General features: G+C 71.7%; 13 protein-coding genes. 7 read left to right on the top strand and 6 right to left on the bottom strand.

The window, feature by feature from the left end; translation table 11 throughout:
- The first annotated feature begins 33 nt into the window (after window positions 1-33).
- Together IE242_RS05020 and IE242_RS05015 are read left to right on the top strand one after the other, a co-directional pair.
- The gene (locus tag IE242_RS05020; RefSeq protein ID WP_189855600.1) at window positions 34-669 is read left to right on the top strand and encodes a VanZ family protein; all 636 of its coding nucleotides are present in this window, start codon (window positions 34-36) and stop codon (window positions 667-669) included.
- Between the two features lie 50 nt (window positions 670-719).
- Entirely contained in the window at window positions 720-1,391 is a 672-nt protein-coding gene (locus tag IE242_RS05015; protein ID WP_189855599.1) for a DUF4232 domain-containing protein, read from the top strand.
- A gap of 59 nt (window positions 1,392-1,450) precedes the next feature.
- Here IE242_RS05015 and IE242_RS05010 read toward each other — a convergent pair whose 3' ends face one another.
- The 6 genes from IE242_RS05010 to IE242_RS04990 all read right to left on the bottom strand — a co-directional run bounded on the left by IE242_RS05010 (window position 1,451) and on the right by IE242_RS04990 (window position 10,087).
- Window positions 1,451-2,296, bottom strand: a complete 846-nt coding sequence (locus IE242_RS05010; RefSeq protein ID WP_189855597.1) for a DMT family transporter — start codon at window positions 2,294-2,296, stop codon at window positions 1,451-1,453.
- The gene (locus tag IE242_RS05005) at window positions 2,293-2,853 is read right to left on the bottom strand and encodes a YbaK/EbsC family protein (protein WP_189855596.1); all 561 of its coding nucleotides are present in this window, start codon (window positions 2,851-2,853) and stop codon (window positions 2,293-2,295) included. Before IE242_RS05005 ends, IE242_RS05010 begins: the two co-directional genes overlap by 4 nt.
- 72 nt (window positions 2,854-2,925) lie before the next feature.
- Window positions 2,926-4,656 carry a penicillin-binding transpeptidase domain-containing protein gene (locus tag IE242_RS05000; RefSeq protein WP_189855594.1) on the bottom strand — a complete coding sequence of 577 codons (1,731 nt, stop codon included), beginning with the start codon at window positions 4,654-4,656 and terminating at the stop codon, window positions 2,926-2,928.
- Window positions 4,657-4,750: 94 nt separating this feature from the next.
- Window positions 4,751-6,379, bottom strand: a complete 1,629-nt coding sequence (locus IE242_RS04995; protein WP_189856412.1) for a penicillin-binding transpeptidase domain-containing protein — start codon at window positions 6,377-6,379, stop codon at window positions 4,751-4,753.
- A gap of 334 nt (window positions 6,380-6,713) precedes the next feature.
- Window positions 6,714-6,839: a hypothetical protein gene (locus IE242_RS38525; protein ID WP_268249423.1), complete on the bottom strand. Its 126-nt coding sequence runs from the start codon at window positions 6,837-6,839 to the stop codon at window positions 6,714-6,716.
- A 1,499-nt stretch (window positions 6,840-8,338) separates the two neighbouring features.
- Window positions 8,339-10,087 carry a dolichyl-phosphate-mannose--protein mannosyltransferase gene (locus IE242_RS04990; RefSeq protein ID WP_189855592.1) on the bottom strand — a complete coding sequence of 583 codons (1,749 nt, stop codon included), beginning with the start codon at window positions 10,085-10,087 and terminating at the stop codon, window positions 8,339-8,341.
- A gap of 76 nt (window positions 10,088-10,163) precedes the next feature.
- On the opposite strand from IE242_RS04990, the gene rsmI reads away from it, so the two are divergent.
- From rsmI to rsmA, 5 genes are all read left to right on the top strand, one after another.
- Entirely contained in the window at window positions 10,164-11,015 is an 852-nt protein-coding gene (rsmI, locus tag IE242_RS04985) for a 16S rRNA (cytidine(1402)-2'-O)-methyltransferase (protein WP_189855586.1), read from the top strand.
- A 290-nt stretch (window positions 11,016-11,305) separates the two neighbouring features.
- On the top strand, window positions 11,306-11,710 hold the full coding sequence (locus IE242_RS04980; protein ID WP_229858172.1) for a hypothetical protein: 405 nt from the start codon (window positions 11,306-11,308) through the stop codon (window positions 11,708-11,710).
- 57 nt (window positions 11,711-11,767) lie between these two features.
- Window positions 11,768-12,658 (top strand): TatD family hydrolase, encoded by an 891-nt coding sequence (locus IE242_RS04975; protein WP_189855584.1) that lies wholly within the window; start codon window positions 11,768-11,770, stop codon window positions 12,656-12,658.
- Between the two features lie 164 nt (window positions 12,659-12,822).
- Window positions 12,823-14,460 (top strand): resuscitation-promoting factor, encoded by a 1,638-nt coding sequence (locus IE242_RS04970; protein ID WP_271208563.1) that lies wholly within the window; start codon window positions 12,823-12,825, stop codon window positions 14,458-14,460.
- 34 nt (window positions 14,461-14,494) lie between these two features.
- Window positions 14,495-15,397: a 16S rRNA (adenine(1518)-N(6)/adenine(1519)-N(6))-dimethyltransferase RsmA gene (rsmA, locus tag IE242_RS04965; protein ID WP_189855582.1), complete on the top strand. Its 903-nt coding sequence runs from the start codon at window positions 14,495-14,497 to the stop codon at window positions 15,395-15,397.
- The last annotated feature ends 5 nt before the right edge of the window (window positions 15,398-15,402 follow it).

The following is a 15,402-nucleotide window of genomic DNA, read 5'->3' as shown; positions in this document are numbered from 1 at the left end:
GCGCCGCTCGCCCCGACCGAAGGATCAGCCCTCATGGACATCCGTTTCACGGTGGATTCCGCACCCGTTCTCGGCCCCGCGCTCGTCCTGTTCGCGGTCGGTTCCGCCGTCCAGGTGTGGCGCGACGCGTGGAACGTGCGCCGTGCCCTGCTGCAGCTGGCCGCCGCCGTCTACGTCGCCGCCGTGCTGTCCCTGACGATCTTCCCGCTGGACGTGACCTGGGGCGAGTACGCCAACCAGGCCCCCTGGATCAGTCAGATCAACTTCATCCCGCTGCTCACCGCCGACGTCACCATCGTCCCCAACGTGATCATGATGGTTCCGTTCGGCTTCCTGCTGCCCCTGATGTCCCGGCGCGCCACCTCACCGTCACGGGCGGCCCTGATGACGGCGGCGGCCAGCCTGGCCATCGAAGCCGCCCAGCTGCTGTCGTACATCGTCCTGAACAACGGCCGTTCCGTGGACGTCAACGACCTCCTCGCCAACACGCTCGGCGGACTCGCCGGCTACGCCCTGGTCACCCTCGCCCTGCGTGCGCCGGCCGTGCGCGGGCCCCTTCTCGCGGCCGCGCTGCCCCGCTCCGCGGCGCTGCAGGACGACCGCCGGCGGACAGCGGCCGCCGAGGGGCCCCGGCCGGCCCCGGTCGCGGACCCCGTCATCCGTCCCTGACGCACCCGTTCCCGAACCTCCGTAACCCTTCACCGAAAGCGAGACCCACCATGATGAACCGCCGTCTGCGCGCCGCCCTCGTCGCCACCGCCGCCGTCACCGCCGGCTTCCTGATGACCGCCTGTGATGAGGGGACGGCCGGAGCCGCCGGAGCCGCTCCCGTCGCCGCGGCCGACTCCGGTACCGACAGCGGCAAGGGCGGTTCGGAGCCGACCGCGGACTCGGGTTCGGCCTCGACCTCGGGTTCCTCCACGAAGGCCACGGAGGCCACGGAGGTTACGGAGGTCACGGAAGCCGAGGCCGGGGACAAGTCCGGCTACGGCCAGTCCTGCGGCACCAACGACCTGTCCTGGAGTGCCAAGGAGATGACCCAGGCCGGCGGCTACTACCAGGTCAGCGTCAAGGCCAAGCCGGGTATCACCTGCGTCCTGCCCGGCGGCCTGCCCGTCATCGCCTTCGGCTCGGGCGGCACCCAGGCCGGTCCCGCCGAGCAGGTCGTCGGCGAGGAGATCACCCTCTCCGGCGGCACGACGGTGTACGCCGGTGTCAGCCCGAAGAGCACGAGCGGCGACGGCGGCACCGAGTACAGCACCGTGATCGTCTCCGTCACGGGCGACGACCCCAACCCCGTCTCGCTCAAGGTCGGCAGCGTCCTCGTCGATCAGCCCCTCGTCACCAACTGGCACACCGACCCGCAGGACGCCGTCCCCTTCACGTCCTGACCGCTCCGGTCGGTCCCAGGAGCTGTCCGGCGATCACGATCACGATCGCCGGACAGCTCCTAGCCCGCGTGCAGCATCAGCCCGATCCCCACCACCAGCAGCCCCGCCGCCGCGATCCTCGGCGCCCCGAACCGCTCCTTGAAGAACACCGCGCCGATCGCCGCGCCCACGATGATCGACGACTCGCGCAGCGCGGCGATGGGGGCCAGGTCCGCCTTCGTCTGGGCCCACAGGACGAGGCCGTACGCCGCCACGGACAGCGCGGCGCCCAGCAGACCGAGCCCGGCGACGGGTCGTAGCACCGCCACCAACTGCCCGCGCCAGCGGTACGCCGCGTACACCGGGACCGCCAGGCCCTCCAGGAACATCAGCCAGGCGATATACCCGAGGGACGTACCGGAGACGCGCACGCCCAGCCCGTCCACCACGGTGTACGCGGCGATGGACAGGCCCGTGGTTAGCGCCGCGCCGATGGCCGACCAGTGGGGGCGACGGCCCCGCAGTCCCCACAGCGCGACGCCCGTCAGGCCCGCGCACGACAGTCCGATGCCCGCCGCCGCCCAGCCGTCCGGCACCTCGTGCGCGAACACCGCCGCCAGCGCCGTCACCACGAGCGGAGCGGTGCCCCGCGCGATCGGGTACGCCTGCCCGAAGTCCCCGAGCCGGAACGAGCGCATCAGCAGGACGTAGTACGCGAGGTGGATGACCGCGGACGCGATCAGGTAGGGCCATGCCCCGGCCGCCGGGACCGGCACGAACGGCACCGCTGCCAGCCCGATCAGCGCGCCCCCGCCCGAGATCAGCGTGAAGCCGACCAGCTTGTCCGTGATGCGGTGGGCGATGGCGTTCCAGCTCGCGTGGGTGACGGCGGCGAGCAGGACGGCGGTGGTGACGAGCGGCGTCACTCCGCGCGCTCGCTGCCCGTCCGCTCGCGCACGTCCACCAGCGTGCCGCCCGCGTGGGCGATCAGGGACTTGGGGTCCATCGGGAACACCGTGTGCGGGGTGCCGGCCGCCGCCCACACCGTCTCGTGCTCCAGCAGCGCGCGGTCCGCCAGGACGCGGGTCCTGGTCCGGTGCCCGAAGGGCGGCACGCCCCCGATCGCGTACCCCGTCGTCTCCCGGACCACGTCCGCCTTGGCCCGCGTGACCTTCCCGGCGCCCAGCTCCCGCCGTACCAGCTCGACGTCGACCCGGGACGCACCGTCCATCAGGACGAGGACCGGCACGCCTCCCCCAAGCTCTCGACTGCGCTCGAGCAGGGGGGACCCCCATGCCGCGAACACCAGCGACTTGCAAATCTGGCTCAGCCCGCAGCCGATCGCGGCCGCGGCCTCGGCGGCCGTACGGGTGGCGTCCGGGAAGCGGCGGATGCGGTCGTTGAGGTGATCGAGACCCAACTCGCGCAGGGCCGCGGCGAATTGGGGGTGGGCGGAGGAAGTGGTGGCGTCGGAAGCGGTCATGGTGGGCACGCTAGCGGTACGTGTACGGCCCACGCGACCGGGTTACGGGGGCGGCCACTGCCGCCCCCGGCCTCAGCTCCCCGCCTTCAGCAGCGCCGCCACGATCGGCCCCGCCGTCGAGCCGCCGTGCCCGCCCTGCTGGACCACGCCCGCCGCGGCCAGGTCACCCTTCCACGCCGTGAACCAGCCGTTGGGCTTCTTCTGGCCGTCGACCTCCGCCGAGCCCGTCTTGGCGCCGTAGTCGGGCCCGAGACCCGACATCGCCTCGGCCGCCGTGCCGGCCGCCGCCGTGTACTGCATGACCTCGCGCAGCTGGGAGTGGACGGAGGACGACATCGTGCGGGAGGCCGTGGCGAGGGTGCGGCCGTCCACGGACGGGGACACCAGGTAGGGCTGCTTGAAGGTGCCCGTCCTGGCGGTGGCCGCCACCGACGCCATGTTCAGCGGGTTCATGCGTACGCCGCCCTGGCCGATCAGCGAGGCGGCCATCGGGGCGTCGCTCTGCACCGGCACCGAGCCGTCGAAGGACGGCACGCCGATGGACCAGTTGTTCAGACCGAGCCCGAAGACCTCCTGGGCCTCCTTGGTCAGGGAGTCGTTCTTCAGTTTCTTCGCCTGGGAGATGAAGGCCGTGTTGCAGGAGGCGGCGAAGCTCGCCTTGAACGTGCCGTTCTTGATCTGGAACTTGTCGAGGTTCTGGAACTTCCAGCCGCCGTACGACGAGTACTTGGGGCAGGGGTGTCCCTTGTCCGCCGAGGCCAGGCCCTCGTCGAAGAGCAGGGCCGCGGTGACGACCTTCATCGTGGAGCCGGGGGCGAGGGAGCCCTGGAAGGCCGTGTTGAAGTTCGGGTTGGAGTTCGCCACGGCGAGGATCTCGCCGGTCGAGGGACGCAGCACGACCACCGAGGCCCGCTCCTTGGCGGCGACCTGCTGCTCGGCGGTTTCTTGGAGGGTGGGGCTGAGGGTCGTCCGCACGGTCCCTGGAGTGCCTTCGCTCAGCTCCAGCAGCGTCTTGTCGGGGACCTTGTCCTCGGCCGACTTCTTGGCGCCGGCCGCCCGCGAGGACGCCTCCCCGGACGTCTCTTCGGAGGCCTCAGCGGATTCCGCGCGCACCACCCGCAGCTCGACCCCCGCCGTGCCGCCCGCCTTCTCGCCGTACTTCTCCCGCAGGCTGTCCAGCACGGTGCCCAGGGACGGGTACGCCTCGGCGGTCAGCTCGCCGCCGTCCCGGTCGAGCGCCTTCACCGGGGGTGTGCCCGCCTCGCCCGTGACCAGCCGGTCGCCCTCCTGGAGGTCGGGGTGGACGACGGACGGCTCCCAGTCGACCACCGGCTCGCCGTCCTCGGCGCCGCGGACGACCGTCAGCGACGACCGGTACGTCAGCGGCTTGCTGACGCCCTCGTACGACACCGTGCCCCGCACGGAGAAGGGGACCTCGTCGCCGGACCGCTTCCCGGGCGTGAGCGTGACGTCGGTGATCCGCGCGTCCTCGCGGAAGCCGGTCAGCGCGGTCCTCGCGGCCGTGGCGTCGTCCGTCGCGGCCGCCGCCTTCGCGACCGAGCCGTCCTGCCAGGCGGTGAGGAAGCCGGACGCGGCCGTACGGACCTCCTCCGCCGACAGGGGGCCGGTCTTCACGGTCTCGGCGGCGGTCGAGGCCGACACGTCCTCCGTGTCCGTGCCGTACAGGGCGTACGCGCCGAACGCGCCGCCACCGACGACGACGGCGATCAGCCCGCCGACGACGGCCGGGCGGTTCCTGCTCTTCTCCTCGGTGACGCGCGTGACGCGCCTTCTCTTGCCCACAGCTTCCCGATCCTCCGCTGTCCCCAGGCCCCCGGTGCCCTCACACTCCCCAACGAGAGCACCACCCTAGAGTCCCGGTACGACAACGAGTGAGTCAGCCGCCCGCTCGTAGCACGGCCGCGACAATCGGACCGGCCACGTCGCCGCCGTGGCCGCCTTCCTGGGCCATGGCCGCGGCTGCCATGTCGTCGCGGTAGCCGGTGAACCAGCTGTTGGACTTCTCCTGCCCGTCGACCTCGGCGGAGCCGGTCTTGGCGCCGATGTCGCCGCTGAGTTTGGACATCGCGGCGGCGCCGGTGCCGCTGGTCGCGGTGCGGTTCATCATCTGGCGCAGTTGCTGTGCGGTGCCCGCGGACAGGCCCTGGGCGGTCGCCAGTTCGCGGTCGTCAAGGTTCTGCGGGACGATGACCGGCTGCCGGAAACGGCCCGTCACGACGGTCGCGGTGACGGAGGCCATGTTCAGCGGGCTCATCTGCACCTTGCCCTGGCCGAGCATGTTGGCCGCGGTGTCCGGGCCGCCGGAGGCGGGGACCGAGCCGTCGAAGGAGGGGATGCCGACCTTCCAGTCGTTCCGGCCGAGCCCGAACCGGTCCTCGGCCTCCCTGGTCAGCGAGTCGACCTTGACCTCGTCCGCGTACTTCACGAACGCGGTGTTGCAGGAGCGGGCGAAGCTCTCCGAGAGGGTGGCCTGCTCGTTGGGGGTCATGCCCTTCAGGTTGTGGAAGGTCGCGCTCTGCCACGTGGCGTCGGGTGGGCAGGGCGCCGGGCCGTCGGCCGTGGTGATGCCGTTGTCGATGAGGGTGGCGGCGCTGACGATCTTCATGGTGGAGCCGGGGGCCAGCTGGCCGAGGAAGGCCGCGTTGAACGCGTCCTCGCGGTGGTTGGCGACGGCCAGCACCTCGCCGGTGCTGGGCTGCACGGCGACCACCGACGACTCCGCGTACTTCTGCACGGCCTTCTCGGCCGCCGCCTGCGCGCCCGCGCTGATCGTGGTCGGCAGCCGGCCCGCCCTGCCCTCGGCCAGGGTCAGCAGGGTGGTGTCGGCCGTGTCCTCCGCAGCCGCGCCGCCGCGCCGGATCGACAGCTCGATGCCGGGCTCGCCACCCGCCTGCTCGCCGTACTTCTCGCGCAGCGCGTCCAGGATCGGCCCGAGGGAGGGGTACTTCTCCTCGGTCAGCTCCGTACCGTCGCGGTCCACGGCCTTGATGGGCGGTGCCGAGGCCTCCCCGGTGACGAGCGTGTCGCCGTCTCTCAGTTCGGGGTGCACGACGGACGGCTCCCAGTCGACCAGCGCCTTGCCGGTGGTCTTTCCGCGCACGACGGACAGCTCGCTGTCGTAGGCGAGTTCCTTGCTCTTGCCCTCGTACTCCACGGTCGCCTTGACGGAGAACGGCACGGTGCGCCCGGTGGTCGTGCCGGGGGTGATCCGCACGTCGCGTATGTAGGCGTTGTCGCGGTAGGCGGCCAGCACGGCCCCGGCCTGCCCGGCGTAGTCCGTGAGGGACGCCGCCGTGCTCATGTCGCCCTTCTCCCAGGCCGCGAAGAACGCCTCGGACGTCTCCCGCACCTCGTCGGCGTCCGGCGGCCCGGTCTTGACGACGGGTGACCCGGCGCCCGCGTCCCCGTTGAGAGCGGCCACGACGTTGAACGCGCCGTACCCGGCGCCCCCCACCATCACGGCGAACACGCCGCCGACGATGGCGGCCTTCGCCCCCTTGCGCATGGCGCGCTCCTCCCCCACGTTCTGCACGCGTTCAGATACTCGGTCGTCAGTCACCGCACTGTATGCGCCGGGAGTGAAGGGTGGGAGGGGAGTCCCGGATTTCCCGGGCTTCCGCCGCCCCGGACGGTTCGTACGTCTTATTCGTAGGCGTTGCGCCTCTGCCGGCCGACGACACCGCCCGGGAACCGGCAAGGGCCGGATCGATGGCTGCTCGGGCTTCACGGATGCTCAGACACGCCGGTGGAGCGGCTCGTCGGATCGCCGGTGCCCACCTTCACCGCTCCACAGCGCATGCGAGGTGACGTCCTCTTCCGTCCGCAGCGTACGTGCGCGTCTAGGCGCAGCGGTGGAAGACGTCCTCATCCAGACGCAGCGTCTTCCCGTGTTGCTGGTCGGGCGTGATCGACCATTCTGCTTCGAGCGCGGGTGACTGAGTGTCGTCGCGATCGTAGAAGTACATCAAGTGGTCGTCCTGCTCGCTGGTGATGACGATTCCATCGGTCAGTCCGCGGTAATCATCGGCGTGATAAGTGCCGTCGCTCTCGAGGGAGATGTGAGAGGACGAGCCGACCGCGCACCACTCTCCCGCGAGTTTCTGTGGGAAGCGTGAAGGTGGAAGCGGTTGTGGAGTTTGTGCGGGCCCCGGATCCGCGGCTTCAGAGTCGGGTAGATCGGGTGGGACTTGGTGTCCAGGGGAATCCGTGGACGTATCCCCGGCTGTCGGTGTGGACGTATCCGCGGCTGTCGGTTTAGGGCCGCCTCCCTCGGTGTTGTGACTCACCACTATTGATGTGGTGAGAACCGTGAGTATCGCGCAGCAAGCACAGAGAGCCATCATCTTCCAGTGACTGGGCTTGCGGGCGGCGTAGATGTGATTGGCGTCCGGCGGGTAATCGCCAGAGGCAGGTAATGGCACACCCAGAAGAGCCGCTATTATGCGACGGCCGAGTGAATGCTGCGTCTTCTGGGGGGCGCGCGGCCCCGGAGGCGCGGACTGCCGGCGGCCCAAGAGGGCCCCGGTGCATCGCTGCCTGGTGGAGGACTCGGTCATGTATTGGCTCCCTCACGGCTTGCGGCGGTAGTGGCTGTCTGGGCCGGAGGGAGGCCGGTGGGCGGAACGGGGACCTGATGATCAGTCCCAGTGGGCTGATGCTCTGAGTTCTGCGGTACACCGGACACGGATGCGCTTACGGGCTGGACCTGACCGATCTGGAAAAGGAGCGCCGGCGCGGACAGCCCTACTGCGATGGCGGCGTACGCTCCGCTGATCTGGCCCTGTATCGCGAACAATCCCGCCGTGATAGCGCCTAAGGCTGCGTTCCCCACTACGGCGACGATGTCCGGAAGTGCATCGAAATAGTCGCGGAGGCGCGGCGGCTCCTCGCTCTGTTCCGCTTTTGTCCGATGTTCGTGGCGTGCGGCTCGCCAGGCCATGACCTGGTTGTGTACGTCCAGCAGTCCGCGCAATGATCCGCCACCAGCTCCGAGTAAAATCAGAAGTGGTGTGTCCACAGACTGTCCCCCGTCTGTAGGTAAGAGCTGGTACATCAAGGTATGGCAGCCTACGCCGATGGGTGTTCCTCTGTGAAGCCTTCCCGAGATTGCCGGGCCTTTTGTGACGGCTCTATCATCCGCTTGTTGCGCGGTAATGCCGAATCAGCTTGGAGAAGCACTCCAATGATGCGTACAGCATGTGGAGGTGAAGTCTGACCGGCATGGGGAAATCGGGGGCTGTGGTGGCCAGGAACCGGTCGGGTGAGCAGGTGCGGAAGAAGGCGTGTTCCTATCGTCGGCGGCCGGGACAGGCGGTGGCGGTGTTGCCTTGCAGCAGCTGTCGCCTCCCGCAGGCAGCTGGGCCGGTTCCGGGCCGTCCGAGGACGGCCGGCGACAGCCGCTGACGACCGACAACGACCACGGGGGCGCGGCTCACCGCCGCGCCCCCGTGGTGCGTCAGCCTGGTCAGACCCACGTGTCCAGCCACATCCGAGCCCGCCAGTCGTCTATCGGGATCGCGGTCCCGGTGTAGATCGGCCAGAAGTAGATGAAGTTCCAGAAGATCAGCAGCACCAGCACGCCCGCGCCCGCCGCGCCCGCGACGCGGCGGCGTTCCGTGGAGCCGGGCGGGCCGAGGATCGCGCCGATCATCATGGCCAGGGCCAGGCAGAGGAACGGCAGGAAGACGACCGCGTAGAAGTAGAAGATCGTGCGTTCCTGGTACATGAACCAGGGGAGCCAGCCGGCCGCGATGCCGCAGGCGATCGCGCCGGCCCGCCAGTCGCGGCGGAAGAACCAGCGCCACAGGACGTAGAGGAGCGCGAAGGCGGCCGCCCACCACAGCAGGGGCGTGCCGATGGCCAGCACCTCGCGGGCGCACTTCTCGGCCGCGTCCGTGGGGCAGCCGTCCTTGCCGGGTGCCGGGGACTCGTAGAAGTACGAGACCGGGCGGCCGGTGACGATCCAGCTCCACGGGTTGGACTGGTAGGTGTGCGGCGACGACAGGCCCTTGTGGAACGCGTAGACCTCGTTCTCGTAGTGCCACAGGCTGCGTAGCCAGTCCGGGAACAGCCAGCTCCAGTGGCTGTCCTTGCCGGCCGTCACCGCCCAGTCGCGGAAGTAGCCGCCGGTGCCGTCGTCGGGCGAGAGGATCCAGCCGGTCCACGAGACGAGGTACGTCGCGAGCGTCACGGGCACCGTCGCGAGGAACGCCCAGCCCAGGTCGTGCTTGATCACGGCGAGGTAGGGGCGCCGGGCGCCGGCGACCTTGCGGGCGCCCACGTCCCACAGCACGGTCATCACGCCGAACGCGGCCAGGAAGACCAGACCGTTCCACTTGGTGGCGAACGCCAGGCCCAGGCACAGTCCCGCCAGCCAGCGCCACGGCCGCCAGGCCATGCCGAGGTGGTCGGCCACCTCCGCGTCCGGCCGTACGACGCCGTCGGCGTCCGCGGGCAGCGCCGCCGCGAGTCGTGCGCGCGCCCGGTCGCGGTCGATGACGAGACAGCCGAAGGCGGCCAGGACGAAGAACATCAGCACCTGGTCCAGCAGCGCCGTGCGGCTCATCACGAAGTGCAGTCCGTCCACCGCCATCAGGGCGCCCGCCAGGCAGCCGAGGAAGGTGGAGCGGAACAGGCGGCGGCCGATGCGGCACAGCATCAGCACGGACAGCGTGCCGAGCAGCGCCGTCATGAAGCGCCAGCCGAACGGGGTGAAGCCGAACAGCCATTCGCCGAGCCCGATGACGTACTTGCCGACCGGCGGATGCACGACGTACGCGGCGTCCGTCGGGATCGGGACGTCCCCGTTGTTCTGCAGGATCAGGTCGTTGGCGTTCTTGGCCCAGTTGACCTCGAATCCGCGGTGGACGATCGCCCACGCGTCCTTGGCGTAGTACGTCTCGTCGAATATCACCGCCTTCGGGCTGCCCAGGTTCCAGAACCGCAGGATCCCGGCGACGAGCGTCACCAGCAGCGGACCGCCCCACGCCGACCAGCGCATGATGCGTGCGGCGGCGTCCATGCGGAACCCGAGCGCGGCCCACAGACGCGGGGAGGGCGCGGTGTACGGGGGTACCAGCCGGTCGCGGACGTCGCTTCTCGGCCGCCCGGTGTATCCGAACCGGTGCAGCCGCTGCTGCCACGACGGCCGCTGGTCGTCGGTCGTCTGCCCCTGTCCCGCCGGGGTGTCCGTGGAGGACGCGGTACTCGTCACCGCGCCATCGTAGGGAACGTGTCTGTGCCAGTCCCGTGCCCGGGCCATGAAGGGCGCTCCTGCGAGACTGGTTGTCGTGACAGGAACCCTTGTGTTGGCAGGCACCCCCATCGGCGACGTCGCGGACGCCCCGCCCCGGCTGGCCGAGGAGCTGGCCTCGGCGGACGTGGTCGCAGCCGAGGACACCCGGCGGCTGCGGCGGCTCACACAGGCGCTGGGCGTGCAGCCGGCCGGCCGGGTCGTGTCGTACTTCGAGGGGAACGAAGCCGCCCGTACGCCCGAGCTCGTCGAGGCGCTGGCGGGCGGGTCGCGGGTGCTGCTGGTCACGGACGCGGGCATGCCGAGCGTGTCCGACCCGGGGTACCGGCTGGTCGCCGCCGCCGTGGAGAAGGACATCCGCGTCACCGCCGTCCCCGGTCCGTCCGCCGTGCTCACCGCGCTCGCGCTGTCCGGGCTGCCCGTGGACCGGTTCTGCTTCGAGGGGTTCCTGCCGCGGAAGGCCGGTGAGCGGCTGGGACGGCTGCGGGAGGTCGCCGACGAGCGGCGCACGCTCGTGTACTTCGAGGCCCCGCACCGGCTCGACGACACCCTCGCCGCGATGGCCGAGGTCTTCGGGGACGGGCGGCGGGCCGCCGTCTGCCGCGAGCTGACCAAGACGTACGAGGAGGTCAAGCGGGCGCCGCTCGGCGAGCTGGCCGCGTGGGCCGCCGAGGGCGTACGGGGCGAGATCACCGTCGTCGTCGAGGGCGCCCCGGAGAAGGGCGCCGAGGAACTGGACGCGGACGAGCTGGTGCGCCGGGTGCGGGTGCGCGAGGAGGCGGGGGAGCGGCGCAAGGAGGCGATCGCGGCGGTGGCCGCCGAGGCGGGGCTGCCCAAGCGCGAGGTCTTCGACGCGGTGGTCGCGGCGAAGAACGCCGGGCGCGGCTGAACCCACTGCGGCGGCCGTTCCGCTCCGGGAGCGCCCGGTGCGGCGCACGGCCGGTTCCGGCGCCCCAACCGCGGGCAAAGGCCGGTCGGCCCCAGGTAAAGCGCAACCCCGGGACCAGGGGCTTCGCCACAAGCACAGGCCAAATCCGCTCCAACAGTTGGCAGGTGCGGTGCGCCCGTGCCGACGGAGGAGTCCACTGGTCGAGGGGACGCACCCGTCCCCGGACCCCAGGGGATCCCGGGGGGTTTCCCCGTGCGGGGTGCTTGTCCAGCGGACAACCAGGAGCTGGCATGACCGACGTCTCAGGGCAGATCGGTGACCGGACAGCGGCCACCGCCGTCGTTCACGAGTCGTATTCCTTCGCCTGCATGCGCTGCGGGCACGGCTGGGAGCAGTCGTACGAGATAGAGCACCACCCCGACGCCGAGGGCCGGGAGCGGGTGCGGTACGTGGTGGACGGCGAGGTCGTCCCGTCGCCGCTGAGCCGGCCCATGTGCCGGCGGTGCGACGGCCACGTGGTGCGCATCATGCGACCGGGACAGGTTTCCTCGGCGCAGAACGGTCTGCCCCGGCAGGAGCGACGGGTTCCCGCGGACGAGTCGCCGGCGGACGAGTCAACGGCGGACAAGCCCCCGGCTGCCCCGGCCCGGCACCTCACCGGCCTCCTGCACCTCTTCCAGCGCAGGACCTGCTGACCGCCCTCGGCGGCCTCCCCCAGCGGTGAGGGCATGCCCCTTTCGTAGGATCGGGGCATGCCCTCCCGCACCCCCGCCCAGGACGACAAGAACACCGCGCCCCCGCTCCCGGCGCCCCTCCAGGTGCCCGTCGCCGACTCCCACACCCACCTCGACATGCAGTCCGGCACGGTGGAGGAGGCCCTCGCCAAGGCCGCGTCGGTCGGCGTGACGACGGTCGTGCAGGTGGGCTGCGACCTGAACGGCTCGCGCTGGGCGGCCGAGACCGCCGCCGCGTACGACGCCGTCCACGCGGCCGTCGCGCTGCACCCGAACGAGGCGCCCCGCATCGTGCACGGCGACCCTGACGGCTGGAGCCGGCAGGGTGCCCGCGAGCCCGGCGGGGACACGGCGCTGGACGAGGCGCTCGCCGAGATCGACCGGCTGGCCGCGCTGCCCCAGGTGAAGGCGGTCGGCGAGACCGGACTGGACTACTTCCGCACCGGCCCTGAGGGCAAGGACGCGCAGGAGCGGTCCTTCCGCGCCCACATCGAGATTGCCAAGCGGCACGGAAAGGCCCTGGTCATCCACGACCGTGAGGCCCACGCCGACGTGCTGCGCATCCTGAAGGAGGAGGGCGCGCCCGAGCGGACCGTCTTCCACTGCTACTCCGGCGACGCCGCGATGGCCGAGGTGTGCGCCCGCGCCGGCTACTTCATGTCCTTCGCCGGCAACGTCACCTTCAAGAACGCCCAGCCGCTGCGCGACGCCCTGGCCGTCGCCCCGCTGGAACTGGTCCTCGTCGAGACCGACGCGCCGTTCCTCACCCCTTCGCCGTACCGCGGACGGCCCAACGCCCCGTATCTCATTCCGGTCACGGTGCGCGCCATGGCCGCCGTGCGCGGGATCGACGAGGACACGCTGGCCGCGGCGATCGCGGCGAACACCGCGCGCGCCTTCGCCTACTGACGCATCACGCTCCCCGGCAGCCCCACTGGGCCGTCCGGGTGACCACCGGTACGGAGCCCGGCCCGCTGTGGTTACGCTGCGTAGTAGGACCGCTTTGGAGAGTGACGAAGCCTCCGCTAGGTTCTGGTCGCCCGATCCGGCCGGCCCCTCTGGAGCGTCTCGTCGTGAGCAACGCGCAGCCCTCGCCGTACTCGCCTCACCCGCAGTACGGGATGTACGGCGCGACCCCGGCCCCGCCCCCCGACCCGCGCACCCGGCCCCGGCACGGCGGGCCTCCGCCGGGGCCCCCGCCCGGGTCCCCGCGGTACGGCGCGGACACCGTCCCGTACGACGTGCTCCCGTACGCCGTCTACCAGCGGGACGGGGACCTGCCCGGCCACGAGACCCAGGTCCAGGACGTCCTGCCCGCCGTCGCCGACGAGGCCCGGGACGGTACGTCGCAACGGCAGGACGGACGGCGAAGAGGCGAGTCGCGGCGGGCCGAGGCGCGAAGGCCCGAGTCACGGCGGGCGGAGGCACGCAAGGCCGAGACACGGCGGGCCGAGTCACGGCGGGCCGGGTCGCGCAAGGCGGCCGAGACGCAGCAGGACGACCCCCGTGAACAGGTGTCCGAGATGCCCGAGGCGGCCGAGGTCGTGCTCCCGCGGCAGGCCGACGGGGGACGGGCACGGGCCCGGCGGGCCGCCCGCCGCCGGCGCACCGCCGAGCGCCCCGCACCGCTGCGCCGGCTGGTCCCGCAGGCCCTGGTGGTGGCGTTCCTCGCGGGCGGCACCAGCGCGTTCGTCGCCAAGGACAAGGCGATCGAGCTGAACGTCGACGGTGAGCCGCGCGAGCTGCACACCTTCGCGGACGACGTGACCGAGCTGCTCGCCCGGGAGGGCGTCGACGTGGGCGCCCACGACAGGGTGGCGCCCGCCCTCGGCGCCCCCCTGACCACCGGTGACGAGGTCGCCGTCGCCTACGGGCGGCCGGTGCGCCTCACCCTCGACGGGCAGCGGCGGGACGTGTGGACGACGGCACGTACGGTCGAGAGGGCGCTCCAGCAGCTCGGGGTGCGCACGGAAGGGGCGTACGTGTCGACCGAACGCGCCCGGCCGATCGGGCGCGCGGGACTGGCGCTGGACGTCCGCACCGAGCGCACCGTCACCGTCATGGCGGACGGGCGGGCGCGCCGGATCCGGACCAACGCGGCGACCGTCCGGGAGGCCGTGGAACAGGCCGGCATCACCCTGGAGGGACAGGACACCACCTCGGTGCCGCAGGAGAGCTTCCCCCGGGACGGGCAGACGATCACCGTGCTGCGGATCAAGGGCAGGAAGGAGGTCCGGGAGGAGCCGATCCCGTTCGACGTGGAGCGGACGGAGGACCCCTCGCTGTTCCGCGGCACCGAGGTCGTCGAGTGGGCCGGGGAACCGGGCGTGCGCCGGGTCACGTACTCCCTGCGCACCGTCAACGGCGTCAGGCAGAAACCCCGCCGGCTGCACTCCGAGATGATCCGCCCGCCGCGCACCCAGGTGGTCAAGGTGGGCACCAAGCCGCTGCCGTCCTCCGTGCAGGGCACCGACCACCTCGACTGGAACGGCCTCGCGGTCTGCGAGTCCGGCGGCCGGGCGAACGCGGTGGACTCCTCGGGGACGTACGGCGGCCTCTACCAGTTCGACCGGCGGACCTGGGAGAGCCTCGGCGGCCACGGCCGCCCGCAGGACGCGACGGCGGACGAACAGACCTACCGGGCGAAGAAGCTGTACCTGGAGCGCGGCGCGAGCCCGTGGCCGCACTGCGGGGCCGAGCTGCAGGAGTGAGAGGGACACCTGAGCGGCCCCGTACCCTTGGGGCGTGAGCAGCCCCACCCCAGACGCCCTGCTGGGCCCCGCCGACATCCGTGAACTCGCCGCGGCCCTCGGCGTGCGCCCCACCAAGCAGCGCGGCCAGAACTTCGTGATCGACGCCAACACCGTGCGGCGCATCGTGCGGACCGCCGAGGTGCGGCCCGACGACGTGGTGGTCGAGGTGGGCCCGGGGCTCGGGTCGCTGACGCTCGCCCTGCTGGAGGTGGCCGACCGGGTCACCGCCGTCGAGATCGACGACGTGCTGGCCGCCGCGCTGCCCGCCACGATCGCCGCGCGCATGCCCGAGCGGGCGGACCGGTTCGCGCTGGTCCACTCCGACGCCATGCACGTGCGCGAGCTGCCGGGCCCCGCGCCGACCGCCCTGGTCGCCAACCTGCCGTACAACGTGGCCGTGCCCGTCCTGCTGCACATGCTCGACACCTTCCCGAGCATCGAGCGCACCCTGGTCATGGTGCAGGCGGAGGTCGCCGACCGGCTGGCCGCCGGGCCCGGGTCGCGGGTGTACGGGGTGCCGTCCGTGAAGGCCGGCTGGTACGCCGAGGTCAAGCGGGCCGGGGCCATCGGGCGCAACGTCTTCTGGCCCGCGCCGAACGTGGACAGCGGCCTCGTCTCGCTGGTCCGCCGCACCGAGCCCCTCCCGACCACCGCATCCAAGCGGGAGGTCTTCGCCGTCGTCGACGCGGCCTTCGCCCAGCGCCGCAAGACGCTGCGGGCCGCCCTCGCCGGCTGGGCGGGTTCGGCCGTGGCCGCCGAGGCCGCCCTCGTGGCCGCCGGGGTCTCGCCGCAGGCGCGGGGGGAGTCCCTCACGGTCGAGGAGTTCGCCCGTATCGCGGAGCACAAGCCCGCCGCCGAGCCCGCTGCCGACTCCGCCGACACCGACGAGGAGTAGATCCA

Source organism: Streptomyces poonensis, assembly GCF_014650915.1.
Classification (GTDB): domain Bacteria; phylum Actinomycetota; class Actinomycetes; order Streptomycetales; family Streptomycetaceae; genus Streptomyces; species Streptomyces poonensis.
This window is presented reverse-complemented; position numbering and strand designations above follow the sequence as displayed.